The organism is Desulfosporosinus fructosivorans, from assembly GCF_004766045.1.
Taxonomy (GTDB): domain Bacteria; phylum Bacillota; class Desulfitobacteriia; order Desulfitobacteriales; family Desulfitobacteriaceae; genus Desulfosporosinus; species Desulfosporosinus fructosivorans.
This window is the reverse complement of the sequence record NZ_SPQQ01000001.1, coordinates 234,555-250,392: the sequence shown is the minus strand read 5'-3', so window position 1 is coordinate 250,392 and position 15,838 is coordinate 234,555. Positions and strand designations below refer to the sequence as shown.

Annotated in this window: 16 protein-coding genes; all 16 read right to left on the bottom strand. The window is 47.6% G+C overall.

The window, feature by feature from the left end; translation table 11 throughout:
- Positions 1-10 precede the first annotated feature (10 nt).
- The 16 genes from E4K67_RS01145 to E4K67_RS01070 all read right to left on the bottom strand — a co-directional run bounded on the left by E4K67_RS01145 (position 11) and on the right by E4K67_RS01070 (position 15,774).
- Positions 11-397, bottom strand: coding sequence for a hypothetical protein (locus E4K67_RS01145; RefSeq protein ID WP_135544585.1), 387 nt, complete (start codon positions 395-397; stop codon positions 11-13).
- 46 nt (positions 398-443) lie between these two features.
- Positions 444-1,229: an acyl-CoA dehydratase activase gene (locus E4K67_RS01140; protein ID WP_135544584.1), complete on the bottom strand. Its 786-nt coding sequence runs from the start codon at positions 1,227-1,229 to the stop codon at positions 444-446.
- Between the two features lie 113 nt (positions 1,230-1,342).
- Positions 1,343-2,356, bottom strand: a complete 1,014-nt coding sequence (locus E4K67_RS01135) for a 2-hydroxyacyl-CoA dehydratase family protein (RefSeq protein ID WP_135544583.1) — start codon at positions 2,354-2,356, stop codon at positions 1,343-1,345.
- Between the two features lie 127 nt (positions 2,357-2,483).
- A complete protein-coding gene (locus tag E4K67_RS01130) occupies positions 2,484-3,749 on the bottom strand; it encodes a methylaspartate ammonia-lyase (protein WP_135544582.1) in 1,266 nt (421 codons plus the stop codon).
- Between the two features lie 439 nt (positions 3,750-4,188).
- A complete protein-coding gene (locus tag E4K67_RS01125; protein WP_135544581.1) occupies positions 4,189-5,643 on the bottom strand; it encodes a methylaspartate mutase subunit E in 1,455 nt (484 codons plus the stop codon).
- Positions 5,644-5,658: 15 nt separating this feature from the next.
- Positions 5,659-7,038 carry a methylaspartate mutase accessory protein GlmL gene (glmL, locus tag E4K67_RS01120; RefSeq protein WP_135544580.1) on the bottom strand — a complete coding sequence of 460 codons (1,380 nt, stop codon included), beginning with the start codon at positions 7,036-7,038 and terminating at the stop codon, positions 5,659-5,661.
- A 14-nt stretch (positions 7,039-7,052) separates the two neighbouring features.
- Complete coding sequence (glmS, locus tag E4K67_RS01115; RefSeq protein WP_135544579.1) at positions 7,053-7,472, bottom strand: methylaspartate mutase subunit S; 420 nt, start codon at positions 7,470-7,472, stop codon at positions 7,053-7,055.
- A gap of 187 nt (positions 7,473-7,659) precedes the next feature.
- A complete protein-coding gene (locus E4K67_RS01110; protein WP_135544578.1) occupies positions 7,660-8,562 on the bottom strand; it encodes a glutamate racemase in 903 nt (300 codons plus the stop codon).
- Positions 8,559-9,512, bottom strand: a complete 954-nt coding sequence (locus E4K67_RS01105) for a GntR family transcriptional regulator (RefSeq protein ID WP_135544577.1) — start codon at positions 9,510-9,512, stop codon at positions 8,559-8,561. Before E4K67_RS01105 ends, E4K67_RS01110 begins: the two co-directional genes overlap by 4 nt.
- Before the next feature lie 373 nt (positions 9,513-9,885).
- A complete protein-coding gene (locus tag E4K67_RS01100) occupies positions 9,886-10,134 on the bottom strand; it encodes an HPr family phosphocarrier protein (RefSeq protein WP_135544576.1) in 249 nt (82 codons plus the stop codon).
- Positions 10,135-10,406: 272 nt separating this feature from the next.
- Positions 10,407-11,120, bottom strand: a complete 714-nt coding sequence (gene nagB / locus E4K67_RS01095) for a glucosamine-6-phosphate deaminase (RefSeq protein ID WP_135544575.1) — start codon at positions 11,118-11,120, stop codon at positions 10,407-10,409.
- Between the two features lie 11 nt (positions 11,121-11,131).
- Complete coding sequence (nagA, locus tag E4K67_RS01090) at positions 11,132-12,331, bottom strand: N-acetylglucosamine-6-phosphate deacetylase (protein WP_135544574.1); 1,200 nt, start codon at positions 12,329-12,331, stop codon at positions 11,132-11,134.
- Positions 12,331-13,242, bottom strand: coding sequence for a Cof-type HAD-IIB family hydrolase (locus tag E4K67_RS01085; protein WP_135544573.1), 912 nt, complete (start codon positions 13,240-13,242; stop codon positions 12,331-12,333). Before E4K67_RS01085 ends, nagA begins: the two co-directional genes overlap by 1 nt.
- Positions 13,184-13,705, bottom strand: a complete 522-nt coding sequence (locus E4K67_RS01080; RefSeq protein ID WP_135544572.1) for a PTS sugar transporter subunit IIA — start codon at positions 13,703-13,705, stop codon at positions 13,184-13,186. Before E4K67_RS01080 ends, E4K67_RS01085 begins: the two co-directional genes overlap by 59 nt.
- Positions 13,706-13,755: 50 nt before the next feature.
- Entirely contained in the window at positions 13,756-14,661 is a 906-nt protein-coding gene (gene murQ / locus E4K67_RS01075) for an N-acetylmuramic acid 6-phosphate etherase (protein WP_135544571.1), read from the bottom strand.
- A 30-nt stretch (positions 14,662-14,691) separates the two neighbouring features.
- Positions 14,692-15,774 (bottom strand): DUF871 domain-containing protein, encoded by a 1,083-nt coding sequence (locus tag E4K67_RS01070; RefSeq protein WP_135544570.1) that lies wholly within the window; start codon positions 15,772-15,774, stop codon positions 14,692-14,694.
- Between the last annotated feature and the right edge of the window lie 64 nt (positions 15,775-15,838).

Sequence of the window (15,838 nt, the reverse complement as noted above, 5' to 3'; positions counted from 1 at the left end):
GGAAATCACCTCATTTAAATAACTTTTTTAACCCTCGGGCTATAAATATAAATCCTAGGTAAATTGCAAACGCAACTAAGAAACCCCAGAGGCCTTCCGTGATATCTTGAAATTCCATGTTGCCACGACCTGTTATTTTTTGCCCAATCTCAATGGCGAAAACTAGAACAACAAGGACAGTAAACGTATAGATAAAGGAAATTGCCGTTAGGCTATACCGAACAAGATACTTAAAAAACTTATTTACAATTATAAAAAGCACTATCCCTAAAAGCCCGATGACAAAAAAATGTAGCTGCTTATCGTTAAAGTGCAGACCCAAGTGACGTGACAATAAGACTAAGTTGTCGTGGAAATAGTTCATAATGCTGGTTATAAGTCTCAATACGTCGCTCATGCTTTAACCTCCAAGTATAACTCCCTTCCAGCCCTGAGGGTCGCGCTCACACGCGCCCCTCACAACAACACCCTATCGCCCCATTAAACTGTGGCTCCTTCGGCACTACAATCCGCTTACCCGAGCCCGCCTCCAAAAGCCGCCCTACTGCGTGGTTATGCGCAACCCCCCCGGTAAAGACCAAAACCTCCCCAGTGAAAGAACGAAGGAGAGGTAAAATACGTTTAACGATTGTGGAATTAACCCCTGCCGCGAGTTCAGCTAAAGGAAACCCTTCAACAATTTTCCCGATCAGCTCACTTTCGCCAAACACCGCACACGTCGAGTTCAACTCCACCGGAGCATCAACATATTGCCCGAGCTGCTCAAGGGACACATCAAGTATAGTCGCCATATTTTCTAAGTAGCGTCCTGAAGAGGCCGCACACTTATCGTTCGTCATAAAATCGACCATTTTCCCGTTACGGACCTGAATGATTTTACTGTCTTGTCCACCAAGATCAACCAACGTAAAATCTTTGAGCCCCGTCTGATAAATCGCTCCCAATACATGCGCCTTAAGCTCCGGAATCGCCGCTCCACCGGCAAGCTCTAAAGTATTACGCCCATAACCAGTGGAAACTAAGCAATCCACCACTGGCAATCCCAAAGCCTCAAAGTCCACGACCAGCTTCTCGCCCTGCTTCCGCCCATATTCCCGGTAAAACCGGATCGTATCCAGGCTTTCCAAGCGGAGAATCTCGAATCCTTCCTCCTCGTTCTCCGACCTCATGAGGGCGATCTTCACACTCCGGCTTCCTAGATCAATTCCACAGATAGTTTGTCCAGACATGCGCGCCCCTCCTAAAAGTATGTACTAAATTAGTACCCCCATTCAATCCCGTTCTTGCATACAACACTTGCGCCCTAGTTTGGCACGACAATCGCATGGCCGAGGGACGTGTCTCACGACCCGAGCATGGATAAGAACGACTCCAACCTCATTTTACTTCGCGCATCTAAGCCTGTTGGATTTTCCCCTTCCAAGGTCAGGATCGGGTAATCCAGCTTTTTCCGGATAATCAAATCTTCGATCTGACGATAACAAAAGCTTTGTGTATAGTGAATAATCCCGTCTAGTTGGCGGCGCTCTGCCTCCCGCTCAATATCCTCAAGCCGTTGAAACACTTTGTATGGATAGGTGTATAAGCGGTACTGTTCTACGACGTCATCCGTCTCAAAGGGCATCGCAAACTGTCTCTGGACTTCATTAAATACAACACGGGCTCCGTGTTTTTCTAAGAAATCATACATTTCGGGGAAAATTGGTGGAACTCCGATAAAACCAAGACGAAGCTCACGTCCCTTTCCACGTGTCCCTGAACGCACCCGCTCTGAAAAAGGCTCTCGCTCTCGCGCTGTTTGAATAAACCCTTCCATCTCTCGAGCAAAGCCCTCAGGGTCGCCATTAAAATCTGAACAAGAAACAAGGTAGAGGTGGTTTTCAAATCCGCTCACCCGGTTTTCTTCCCAAGTCAAGCGGTCAATTTCCCACGCTAGGGCTCGGACCTGATCAAGTCGTTTCTTTTGCAGATTTACACCCTCCCACGTTGCTCCTAACGTTTCAATTAGCTTGTCCATTTGAAGCCGGAGCATGTCAGGATCTCGATCATACGGAAAAGCGAAAGGAATAATGTTGATTCCCTCCACTTCCCACGTCTCCATCAGGGCGTGAGTATTACTGCAATCTCCTTGAGTCACAGCAACAATGCTCTGAATCTCAGGGTTATGCAAGGCTGTCGTATATAATCCCTTGATCCAACCGCATACATTGCGCGGGTATCCAGCCAGCTCCGCTTCCTCCACTCGGCGCATAGCTTCCGGACCCGTAATAAAAATATTGTTCAAATCGACCGGTATATCTCCTGCTGCGAAAATCACTTCAACAGGCACCGTCGTTGTTAAGCCAATTTTGCCCATAATCGCTGTCTACTCCTTAAAATGTCTTTATATATACTCTATTTTAATCTTAAATCACAAAATGTTAAGTTGTAACTACGCAAAATCCCCTCTACTTAGATACAACACTTGAGCCCTAGTTTCGCGACTAACGCATGGCTGAACTAGGGTTTCGCAGACCTCTCTTAAGCACAGCGAGTGTCCTACTCATCTCATTGCTCACAATCATTAATCCTTCATCGACACCCATACCTGGTTTGGCGAGCATTTGGTCTGGTCGAGTAGCTAGAGATACATGTACCGCGGTCCTTGCACCACCATCCGTTTCATTGCAAGATCCCCCGACATAAGCACCTACCCCGAATTTCTTGGCATAGATGACTGCCTCAATGGTATTTTGAATTCCGCCTAAATCTGGAGTCTTGATTTGAACCATATCCGCCGCTTGAGCATCCACAAATTTAACGATATCCTCATACGTGTTGCACCACTCATCCGCGACGATTTCCACCTTTACTCCGTGAGCCTTCAATGCCTCGCGCAAAGACTTGAGTTGTTCAATCTGACCTTTCAAACTTCCAGCATCCATCGGTCCTTCAATTCTCAAATGTAGCGGTAACGCTGCCTTTTCTAACTTAACAAAGTACTCAACCATCCGCTCAATATCATCTTCAAAGGCGATACCAATCGTGCCGTAAACATCAATATGCAAAACTGGACGATAATCATCGCCACCAAGTGTCATGATCCTATTTCTAAGCCACTCGACATACCCGAGGAGTAATTCCCCGTTTTTCCCCAGCTTTGTCTCTACATTGTTAATTAATGCATGCGGTAACACCCCAGCGCGTTTAATAATCGCCTTATCGGCGTTATCATAACGATCATCTCCAGTTTGGGTGAAGATCGGAATTGGCTCAAGGATCATCGGAAGTTCGTATTCCTCAAGAATCACTTCCGTCATGGTCTTTTTCTTTGCTTTAGCAACCCCATCGAGAATAGCTTGGCTCACCCCATAACGAATGGCCGTATGATAACGGTCTCCATTCGGCCGTTCTAAATTCTCTATAACCCCCACCAAATCTCGAAAAGAATCCAGTTCCTGCCCTACCAACTTAGGAGCAATTTCTTCTAAAATGATTGGAATAAAATCTTCTGCCAAGAAAAGTGGATCACGACCACCACACCCAGAATACTGAACTGCCGCGCAATCCCCCGACGCCACTTGACCATCTTCCAAAATAAGCATAACCGAAATAGACTCACCTCGTTGGCGAACCGCCTTAAACCCCAGAGTTTGCGGCTCACCACAACACGTAAACCCATCCTGAGTAGCTCCACACTTAATCGCTTTCTGGTCATCAAAATAAAATCCAGTAAGCCCAGGCGAAGCAATAACGTCAACAATTTTCATATTATGTAGATCCTCCTTAAAATCGGTCCTCATGTTGCTTAGACAGGGGGACGGTTCTCTTGTCTGACATGACTGAGAAACTTGTCCCCGCACCCTCTATATAACTATCCTACTCATATTCAGTTCTAAGTTAATACTTAAAGAGACGCTGATACTGCAAACAAATGTCTATCATTTACGCAATCACGATACACGAGATTCAGACAGAAGAACCGTCCCCATGTCTCCGCTACTCATATTCAGTTCTAAGTTAATACTTAAAGAGACGCTGATACTGCAAACAAATGTCTATCATTACGCAATCACGATACACGAGATTCAGACAGAAGAACCGTCCCCATGTCTCCGTCGACCCTAGCCAGAGGGGCCGACGTGTCTCGCGGACCCTCTCGAGCGCCTTTCGTGAACGTGTCTCAATCGGCACCGCCCGCCAAGGATGTTAAGCCCTTGGCCGCCCAACGAGCATCCCTTTTCCGATTGCATAAATATCATCAATTACCATCTGAAATGACGGGTCCCTTCCTTCATCTCGTCCGCGCTTAGCGATGCGTTCTCTGTGAAACTCCTTGATCGTCTCATTGAAGGGAATATTTCCGAAATCTAAGAGACGCACTGCACCAGTGGTATCGCGGGCTGGGAGGATCTTCCCGGAATTATAACGACTCGGAGCGAATGGGACATCAATGACGCCGGCTTGAAAAGCCCGGACAGCGCCGACCGCGGCATCTCCTTCGCCTAGATCGAGCACTCTATCGAGTATGGCCCTAGTTTCCGCCAAGATCATTTCCTCTTCCAAAGCGAGTTCTGGAGTCATAGGCAGTTTTTGGTCTTTCAACATATTTAAAATCTGTTTTGTGGTGCGAAGTCCTGCCGCATTAGCCTCTTTGGTCGGAATACCGAGTGCTTCATGCGGAGTTTTGACGATAACTTTAGAAGCTTTAGCTAAGGCTGCTGCAACAGCACCCCAGGAAATAACCCCATAGGCCTTCGCCTCGTCTTGTGGGAAACCACCCATCCATTGGTGAAAGACCGTGGTAATCATGACTTTCGGCAAGCCGAGTTTTGCTAAATATTCTTCCGCGAGAATGGGGAGGGTATGCAGGGCTGCCACGTCTTGAATGAGATTACCGCATTGTCCGTATCCGAGTGTCAGGCTACGAACTCCTTGAGAGACCGCGAGGATCCCCTCAATAACAGCAACCGCATGGGAAATGGCCGGTGGCACGAGTGTTCCCGTCAAGGGACCGAAGGGCTCCCGGTTTATTTTGACCCCTTGCTCCTCGTACAGACCAATCAAGCGGTCCACATACTGCCAGTATTTAATCGTGCTTTCTATTGAAACGTCTTTAGAATACGGAATGTTATATGATATTCCGCCCCCTTCATAATCCGTAAAGCCACCAGCGATTGTAATTTCCGCCAGTAAACGGGCATCCGGGGTCCCGTGCCGAACTTGCACAGGCACTTGCACGCTTTCGACAACTCGCCGACAAGCTGCAACCCCATGGTTGACTGCCGGAAATCCGTTTAGCATGGAGCGCCCGATGGCTTGGCTTTCTTCAATACCCGCTTGTGCTTCTGTATATCGATTTTGACGGGTATAGGAATCAATCGTGGAGGGCAGGAAATCTGCCCCGCCTTCATCTTGGAGATACCGCAACAACTCGATATGCTCATTGAGAAGGGCCACACCCGCGCGAGGTTGAGCATAGGTTATCCCTTTTGCCTTTCCTTCGGCGAGTTTTTCAGCAAATATTTTACTTTTGGGTAACTCCTTATGATAAGCGACTGCTTCTTCAAAATTAACTTCCTTACCAGTCTCCCATTGTCCTAGGACTTCCTGCCGTTGACGGTGAAACTCTTCAGCGTCAATTTTTTGGACTGTTAATTCCATCTCTAAACCCTCCTACTATACTTTTACCATATACTTTTTCATCATACGAAGTGCAATTTGTGGCGCCACTTCTCTAAGCAGTCCCATGGCGGCTAAAATGTACTCTTTATCTATGTAAAAATCCGCTTTTTGTGGTTTGAGAATCGTGGGATCCTCCGGATTAAAGACCGCCCCTCGTAAGATTTCCTTAGCTTCTGGGTGATGGAGAAGGACTCCTCCTGTCCCGATGACGACCGGTAATTGTGTCAAATCTTTGCCGTGCTGTACATAAGTCGCTCCGAATGGGGTATAAACCACTTCAATTGTCCCCACATGGCGATCCACAGCTAAGCTTACTGCCACTCGACCCATCGCTACATCAAACTTGACTTCCTCCTCCGTTTGGGGGATTCGCCAAGGATCTTCTTTGCATAAGCCCAGCTGACAGGCAACTTGATCCTCTGTCCAGCCAAGATAGTCAAACAGGCGCCTTCCTGCTGTTTCCACCAACGCTTCTGAACTATAGCGCATTCCTAAATCGCCTTCTACTGTCCGTTTGGCATAAGGTTCTGGCAAACCTCTTAGCATCACGCTGGGTTTACTTGGGTCACCTTTGGCAATCGAATGCACATCCGTCGTGGCCCCCCCTACATCCACGATCATCAGTTCTCCCATTCCTCCTTCGGCACCGTGACCCTGCGCCAGAAGTTCTGCAGCCGCAAGCACAGCCGCTGGAGTTGGCATCATGATTCGCTCCATAAACTCCTCAGCCTTGTCTAAACCTTTGGCTTGGATGATGTGCGATAAAAACACGTCCCGAATGGCCATACGAGCGGAGTCTACCGACAAAACGCCGAGTTCGGGCATCACATTATCAGCCACAACCACGGGATCATGCCGTTTTTTCAATATTTCTGCGGCCTGGGCTGAGACCACTTTATTCCCTGCAATTACGACTGGCAGACTAATTGGGAGCTGACTCAGCATTTCTGCATTTTTGAGCAGTACTTCCTTATTCCCGCCATCCGTACCTCCTGCTAACAAGATGATATCTGGTTTTGCGGCGGTGATTTTAGCGAGATCCTGTGCGGTCAGTTCAAAGCTAAATACTTGTTGAACTCTTGCACCTGCGCCCAGAGCGGCCCGTCTTGCTGCTTCCCCTGTTAACTCTTTCACCAGGCCACTGGCAATCATCTTTAAGCCACCCGCTGCGCTACTACAGGCAAGTTTGCGGATAAAATTCCACCCTTCCACAGGTTCAGGAATCTGAGCTAAGGCCGCTTTTAACCCATCCATGATATTTGTTTCAATGGTCGTACCTGCTTGGCCTGTCCCGACGATATCTTCTTGATCGAGGTCTACAACTGTCACTTTGGTGTATGTACTGCCAAAATCAATGAGAAGGACTGCTTGCAAGGTCCATTCCCCCTTTAATCTTCCGAAATACCTAAGTCCTCACGTAAATCTTTAATCGCCGTCTCGGGCATAGTTCCCGGTGGATAAACTCGGTCAAAACCCATGACCAAGAACCGTTCTTTGACCGACTCGAAGTCCTGTTTCCCACACACCAAGTTTCCTCCGGCATATATAAGGATATTACCAATTCCTGTTTCCTGACATTTCTCTCGCAAACCCCGGCAATCCATCTCCCCATGTCCATACAAGGATGAAACCAGGATCACGTCGGCATTTGTTTCAATCGCCGCATGAATGAATTCTTCCTGAGTGGCCAACACCCCAATGTTAATTACTTTAAAACCCGCTTGAGTGAACGCGTAGTCCAAAATTCGGTTCCCTACGGCATGTACATCTGAACCGATAACTCCCAGGACCAAGGTCTTTTGTTCCACTATAATCCCTCCCACTTCGCGCATTGCATTTCGAGCTCTGCACTTCGAACTTCAAACCTCGACTATTGAACATCGCCTTCATACAACCCTAATACTCCCACCTCAATAAGGGGAAGTGGTCCCCGTACTCTGCTGCAGTGAGGATAGTCTCCACTGTAGTCTCGATGTTCAACTTTAGTAAACGAGTTCACTCCCCCGGTGTTACCTGTTCCACCAAGTCGATAGGTTCTTGGAGGAGTGTATTTCCGACTTGCCGGAAAAGCCCTGGATCCCCACTCACATAATAGCGGGCACGCCAATGTTTTTTTCCTAGAACTGAACCGGTGGGTGCTTCAACTGGTCCATATAACCCACCTCCTTCCATACGTTGAAGCAAGATTTTAAGTTCTTCGACAACAGCTTGAGCTGGATCAATGATAAGGACATTTTCCCCTAAGATCTTTTGCAGGACTGGTTCTATAAAGGGGTAATGTGTACACCCTAAAATAAGGACATCCACACAGTTCGCTTGGAGTGGCTCGAGATAAGTTCTGGCAATTCCTCGAGCTTCAGCAGAGTTGGCCAGTCCGGCCTCGATCAAGGGCACAAAGAGAGGGCAAGCCTGAGCTTTCACAAGAGCAATGGCTGCTTCCCCTTGCTGCCACGCCTCACGGAGCACCGAATCATCCGGAGAACTCCCTTTAGACAACGCTCGGCTCACCTCGGACGAATATGCCTTACTGCGTACAGTGGTTTCCGTGGCAATCAGTCCAATCCTACCCGTTATTGTTTTTTCCACCGCCAAACGGGCCCCCGGTTCCACCATTCCAATCATCGGGATATTAAACCGTTCCCTAAGCGTAGGAAGCGCCGTTGCCGAACTGGTATTACAGGCCACGACAATCACCTCTGCCCCTTGTCCAATTAAAAAAGCGATACTTTCTTCTCCAAAACGGATGAGTTCTTCACGAGAACGGTTTCCATAGGGAACTCGCGCAGTATCCCCAAAATAAACGATTCGGACATCCTTTAGTTGATCCAGGATCTCTCTCATGACAGTCAATCCACCGACCCCGGAGTCAAACATGCCGATCACGCGCTGCTTCTTCATATCTTCCCCCCCTTTATTTCAAGCAAGGCACCTCGCAGTAAATTGAGACTGCCTGCATCTGGTTCAAATTGAAACTCAATACATTCCATGTTTTGCGGAAGCACTTTTTCGACCCGCAATCGAAGCTTCGGCGCCAGGATTACGGCCCCACATTTTAGTAACTCCTCACGCAAATTGTCCTCACTAGGCTGAATCAGCGTTTTAATTGCCGGGTGTAAACCCGCTTGTTTGAGCGCTACTATTACCTTTTCAGCAAATTGTTGGCTTTCACAAACCAGCGCCAAATCACGTCCCATGGTTAATTTAGCTATGCGCACGATAGTCTCCAGTTTAGGTTGTAAAGATATCCCGAGAATAGGAGTGGAAAGTTTAGCTAAAAGGGTTTTCACTTCGGCTAAGTGGGCCGCGCCCGTGACAGCCATATCCACCCCAGCTAAACGCTCTTGCGCCCTAGGAGATTCTTGAAGCTCAGAGAGCAAAAACGGCAGGAGAGTCACACCAAGGCCCAGATTCCAATTGGAGTCTGACAGTTGCTCAGGGTTACTTACTATAAAGGCTACTTTCATTCGAGAAAGGAGGTCCTTCTTTTCCATCCCGCGCACATGCACGAAGGATACAAAATCGTCGATGGAAAATCCGAGCCCAACCGCCTCTTCCATGGCTACATCAACAATGCGTAAAACCTTCTCTTTACGCCCTTCCTGCTGCATAATCAGCAGCGTATCCGCCACAAATGTCCCTCTCCCTCGAGCAGAACTTAGGATCCCTTCGCTTTCCAGCTCTTTATAGGCTTGGCTGACCGTATTTCTGCTTACAGCTATGCTTTCAGATAAGTCCCGTTCTGTCGGAAGCTTTGTCCCTGCTGTCCAGATTCCCTGAGTGATTCGCCGCCGAATCTGCTCTTTAAGTTGAATGTAAAAGGGTATACCACTTTTTCGGTCCAGATCCATCTAATCACCCTTCTTCCATACCCCAATCTATTCTATGCTCGCAACACCCATTATATTGGTATGGTTAACCAGTCCAATACCACTTCGCCATTATATCAGTATTCCCCTTCTTTATCACACTATTTATAGAAGTTACTTTTAATTAACTATTGAAACCTAAATCGAAGCCCAACCACCCTTGAGTAGGTGTAGGGTAGCCTGCTCCTAAAGAAAAAAACCTGTCACATTCCGTGTCAGGTTCGAGCGTAATTATAACTTCACCTTATTTGAAGCATTATTCCAACTTCCGGACCTATAGCATAGCTGAAAGACTGCCCCCAGGGCATGCCCTTCAGCTGCTAATTCCAGTGTACATCTCTAACATCCTTTTGATTTAGGTTTCCAAAAATTCTCCAATCGCTTGCATGGCCTCAGCTTCCTTCTCCCCTTGGGTTATGACAACAATCTTCTCATTGGCTTCAATCCCTAACGCGAGTATGCTCATAATACTTTTGGCATTAACCTTCTTATCCCCTTTAACCAAGGAAATGTCACAAGGGAACGAATTGGCCTTTTGAACGAGCATAGCTGCAGGCCTGGCATGTAATCCTGAAAGGCTTTTGATAATAAATGAACTTTCCACTTTAACTACATCCTTTCCAAACTGATTCAAATATTTTTCCGAAATCTAACTTAACTAGGGCGGGTCGCTTTAAACCCTTTTTTAAATATATTCATCAACGAATTTTTTAAATAAATGACTGGCCTAACCTCTAGTAATATACATGTAACTAATTCATTTCTAACGATGACCTCTAATTTGATACCGGCTCTAATTGAGATACGGAAATTAATTAGATAAGTTTTATTTAGTAACTAATACCTTAGTAGCTACTAACTTAATAACTTAATAACTTAAATCTTGATGTCCGTCAGCACAGTTAAATCGGTGTGTAGCTGTAGAATGCTAGCGGGAACTGCTGTGCTTACAGGTCCATAGAGCGTCTTGGTCAAAATGTCTCGTTTGCTCTCCCCGCTGACCAGTAAGAGAATTCTTTGGGCTCGCATAATGCTACCGACACCCATCGTTATTGCTTGGCGAGGAACCGCTTCAGAACCTGGAAAGAATCGCGTGTTAGCCTGAATCGTCTCCGCTGTCAAATCGACGACATGCGTATGAATCTCCATATTATGCGAAGGTTCATTGAAACCAATATGACCGTTGGGTCCTAGACCTAGTATCTGCACCTCAATGCCTCCGACGCTCTGAATCGCATCATCGTATCTACGGCATTCCGCAGCTAAATCGGATACATCCCCTCGCGGTATATCCCCATTACCTTTCGGCAGGTCAACTTTACTCCAAAAATGTTCGCGCATAAAAAAAGCGTAGCTTTGCGGGTGATCAGCCGTTAAACCGACATACTCGTCAAGATTAAAGGTTCGGGCCTGAGCAAAGCTAATGAGCCCTTCTTGAGCCAGCCGAGTGAGATGTTGGTACATGCCAATCGGCGTACTTCCCGTCGGAAGACCCAACACTAGATTTGGACAAGCTAAGATTTCTCGGGCCACCCAACGGGCAGCCATTTGACCTAAACTCAGATTATCTTGGGCATATAGGTATTCCATTTTACGTCCTCCTAGATTCCCCTTGCTTCAAAGACTAACTTGCCTTGTAGCCAAACCTGCTTGATGTCAAAATCCGGTGACAAGCGGATAAACGTCGCTTCTTTGTTAAGTTCTAGACTGCCAATCCGGTTATCAACTCCCAAGAGTTTGGCGGGATTTAACGTTACATAGCAAACAGCCTTCGGCAACGGATATTCAAGCGTTTGAACCAATGTTTTTAGGCCCTGTCGCAGGGGATAGGCACTACCAGCGATGGTCCCATCCGGTAACTGGGCCATACCTTGGCGTACAAAGGTCTTTTGTCCCCCTAGTTCATATTCTCCGTCTGGCATGCCCACTGCTCTGGTACCGTCAGATATCAAACAAACCCGTTCTGGCGATTTATTCCTTAATACTAGGTCAATCACTGCCGGGTGAATGTGTACCCCATCAGCAATAATCTCCATGGTAATTGTTTCCTCAAGTAACGCTTTCGTTAAGAGGCCCGGATTACGGTGATGAATTCCTGGCATAGCATTAAACGCATGAGTAATATGCCGCACACCCCACTGGACAGCCTGCCCCATCTGATCAAAATTCGCGGCGGTATGTCCTGCCGAGGGAATTACGCCATGCGCCGCGCAAATCTCAGCCAGTTCTCGTCCATCCGGTCGTTCTGGAGCAAACGTAAGAATCTTAACAAGATCCGGGAATTCCCCGAGTAGGTTTGCCAGGAATTGTGCACTCCCCTCCTTAGCTCCCTCCCAAATCAGCTCCGTCGCTTGCGCGCCGCGGAACTCTACCGCTAAAAAGGGGCCTTCCAAATGAAGTCCTAAACTTTCCGCACCCCATAGTTGACCCCGGTGAAAATCCGCGACATTGTGTAACACCTTCTTTAGTTGTTCAGCACTGCACGACATCGTTGTAGGCAAAAAAGCAGTGGTGCCTTCTTTTAGCAGAGCCTCGGCTAGGGTGTGTAAACTTTCTGGGGTACCATCCATAACATCATAGCCCCCGGCCCCATGAACATGTGTATCAATCAAACCCGGGATCACAAAATCCCCTTCCATGTCCCAGACGGTTGTTTCCTTCAAGTCTTCTGGCCTAGATCGCTGAATTTCTGAGGCTTCGTCAAAAATTTCCTTCAGAATACCATCTTGCCAAAGCATTCCACCAGAGCAAATACGATCTGGCAGAACTAATGTTGCGCCATGCACCAAACCTCGATCCATTATAATCCCCCTCTAAGTGCCCAGCGGTGAACGGCCCAAGCCACGCCCGATTCACAGTTTGACCTAGTGACTACTTGGGCCTGCTGTTGTACAGCTTCAGGAGCGTTACCCATGGCTACGCTCAGTCCTGCCACTTGGAACAAACTCAAGTCGTTATAATTATCGCCGATAGCCATAATCTGCTCCGGTCTAATTGCTAAAGAATTTGCGATCTGGCGTAAGGCTGCTCCTTTAGAGACATTAGTCGGACAGATCTCAAGATTTCGGGGGTCGGAACTCGTCACACTCAAACCCGATATCTGGCCAAGATCCCTAGCCGTCTCCTCCAACGAACTTTCGCTTAAGACAGCCATTTTATAGATTGGTTCCCTAGTTGTTTTAACCCATCCCGCTAAATCGTCCACCCGCAGGGCAGGGCAGTACTCTCTCACTCTCTGAACCCACTCAGCCGGTGGCTGCTGCCCTTCAAGCCTGGCCAGATTCTGTTCTGGCCAGTGTTCGTTCCAACACGCCGGGGTATCAAAGATCATGCCCTCGACTGAATATATATGGCAGTACAGACCATGGCGCTGGCAATAGGCTATGAAGTTCAACACCACATCCCTATGAAAGGCCACACCGCTGACAATTTGTTCTCCATTACCAATAAGCGCTCCGTTTAACGCTGCGAACGGTGTGTTCAAATCCAGTAATTGTGTGTGCCAAAGAATTGAGCGTGGTAAGCGCCCACTAATCAGAACGACTTTGCCGCCTGCCACCTGAAAAGTCCGCAAGGCCTCCTGATTCGCTCGGGTAATTTCTTTATGCTCATTTAACAAGGTTCCATCAATGTCCAAGGCTATTAATGAGTAGTTAAGCTTTGGCTTTGGCTTGGACTGGAAAAGCGAGGAAGAGAACATCTTCTCCGGCAACGACCTCACCGTCCTTACGTGCCAATTCAAGACTCCATTGATCACTATTGGTTATTACTATCGGAGTTGCCAGATTTTTTCCGTTGCTGGCTATAAGTTTTAAGTCCGCTTTGATTAATACACTGCCAAGTTTAACCTTGTCTCCCTGACTAACCATTACCTTAAAACCCTTCCCCTTTAATTCGACGGTATCTATACCGCAGTGAATTAAACACTCCACACCTGCCTTTGACTTTAACCCGATGGCGTGACCAGTAGGAAACAAAGCAGTCACCTCTCCGTCAAAGGGCGCTAAAATCTCACCCGACGTGGGATAAATAGCTAGGCCAGGACCCAATAGTTGGTTAGCAAACACTGGATCAGGCACTTGATCCAGTGCCATAATTCTACCACTCAGCGGTGCCCTTATTTCTGCTTTCACCGTTTCAGTCTCGTTCTGTTTAGTTTTCCCAAAAGGCCACATGGCTGGCACTCCCAACTTCCTTATAATAAACCCAGTTTTCTTCAATAAACTCAGTTTTGTTTAAAAACCCTTAAAGCTTGGGACACACTCCCACCCACTTGCACTAGAAGTTCTTGTGCCTCAACTGCGGAACTACCGATCAACAACAAGGTCACTGCCACTTTAACGGACCCTCCAGCTGCAACAATGGCTGCCTCTGCTTCCTCTCGACTGACGCCGGTAGCCAAGCAAACAATACGTTTCGATCTTTCCACCAGTTTCTTATTGGTTGCCTGGACATCCACCATCAAGTTACCATACACTTTGCCCATCCTAATCATGGACGCCGTGGTCAGCATATTTAAAACTAATTTCTGGGCAGTACCCGCTTTCATCCTGGTTGAGCCCATGATTACCTCCGGACCGACCAAAATTGCAATTGACAACTCTGACACCTTTTGCATCTCAGAATCCGGCGTACAAACGACAGCAACGGTATGACATCCAAGCTGGCGGGCATACTCTAGACCGCCAATGACATAAGGCGTCCGTCCGCTCGCTGCGATTCCTACGACCACATCTCTTGGATTTAAGTCCCGGGCTAGCAGATCTTCAGCTGCCATGGTCAAGGAATCCTCCGCACCCTCAACAGCCCGAAAAACAGCCTTTTCCCCGCCAGCAATAACCCCCTGCACTAAATCCGGCGAAGTTCCGAAAGTAGGCGGACATTCCGAAGCATCAAGTATGCCCATTCTACCACTTGTTCCCGCTCCAAGATAGAATAACCTACCTCCCCCACTCAGGCTCTCAACAATCCAATCAACGGCTTGAGCAATCTGAGGTAGTACTAATTCGATGGCTAGCGCGACTTTCTTGTCCTCTTGATTAATACATCGTAAGATTTCTAGGGTTGCTAATTCGTCAATATTCTCCGTCTCCGGGTTACGTGCTTCCGTTAACAGTTTTTCCAAGTTCATAGAAACTCCACCCACCCTTCTATAGTTCTTCTAGCTCTTTTCTCTAAATCGAAATGCCCGTCCTGGAGTAATCCAGTCAAGCAGAAACTCTTCTTCCGGTACTATTTTACCCACAACGTTCACCCGCAGATCAGCTGGAAGTGACTGCCTCATGACTTGTAGCTCTCCCATATAACGCAGATATTGAGAATTGTCCAAGGTGATGCTGCCACGCAGACGGGGCTGTGGAGGACGGGGTAAGATGTCTCCCCGACATAGGCCACGTGCCTCCTGAGAGCGGACAACATGTTCCCCGGGATCCAAGCGATTGGTATGTCGAGTAGCAAAGAGAATGTTTCGTTCATCCTCTGTCAAATCAGGATGCACCTCTATCTGTATCTCTAGACAGCTAGCATCCACCTGACCAACCGCGGCCAACTCCAAAGGCTCTGCCAACGGATCCCCGAACAAGATGCCATCGACTAAGGCACTTGCCGCCAGATGTTTGGCCGCTTGCAATGGTTTCCATAACCGATGTTGTTCTAACGTTGGAAGGCCGGCAAAAATAGGGCCTCGCGGGTTTTGCCGAGAAGGGATAAAAGCCAAAACAGGTATTTTGTACTTCCGAAAGATCTCTGAACGTTCGGCAAAAACATCATATGATAAACCAGTTTCCGGTCGAGGATAATAGTTGTGGCACGCCTGAAGCTTAGCAGGGTCTGCACCGGCATCCATGATCGCTTTAAGCAACTCCTCATTAACCGTGCTGGCATTGATTTCAATCGCAAGTCCGCTCTCCCTAGACATCCGGGCTATTTCCAGCGGGGTAAAGCCGAAGTCCAAGCGCAGCGCCTGTATTCCTAATCGACGCAAAGGTTCTAGGTGATCGAGACTGGCCTGAAGCAGTTTAAAGGCCATGGGCGAAATGTCCGCTGTAATTTGGTAACCTAATTTTACGGCTTCAACCACTAAAGACTGAAATTCTTCTAGGAGGGTCTCCGCATTCGCCTCCGGGATGTGTAAGGAAGTAAACAGCCTGGTAAAACCAGCTCGATTGGCAAGCTTCAAATATTCACGGTTAGCTTCAATCGTATATCCCATCCCCACATAAGCGGAGATACCTTTGCTAAGCATTTATGATCAACTCCTAACCGCAAGCTTATTCATTTTAAAAACCTAGATATGCGGTGCAGTCTCC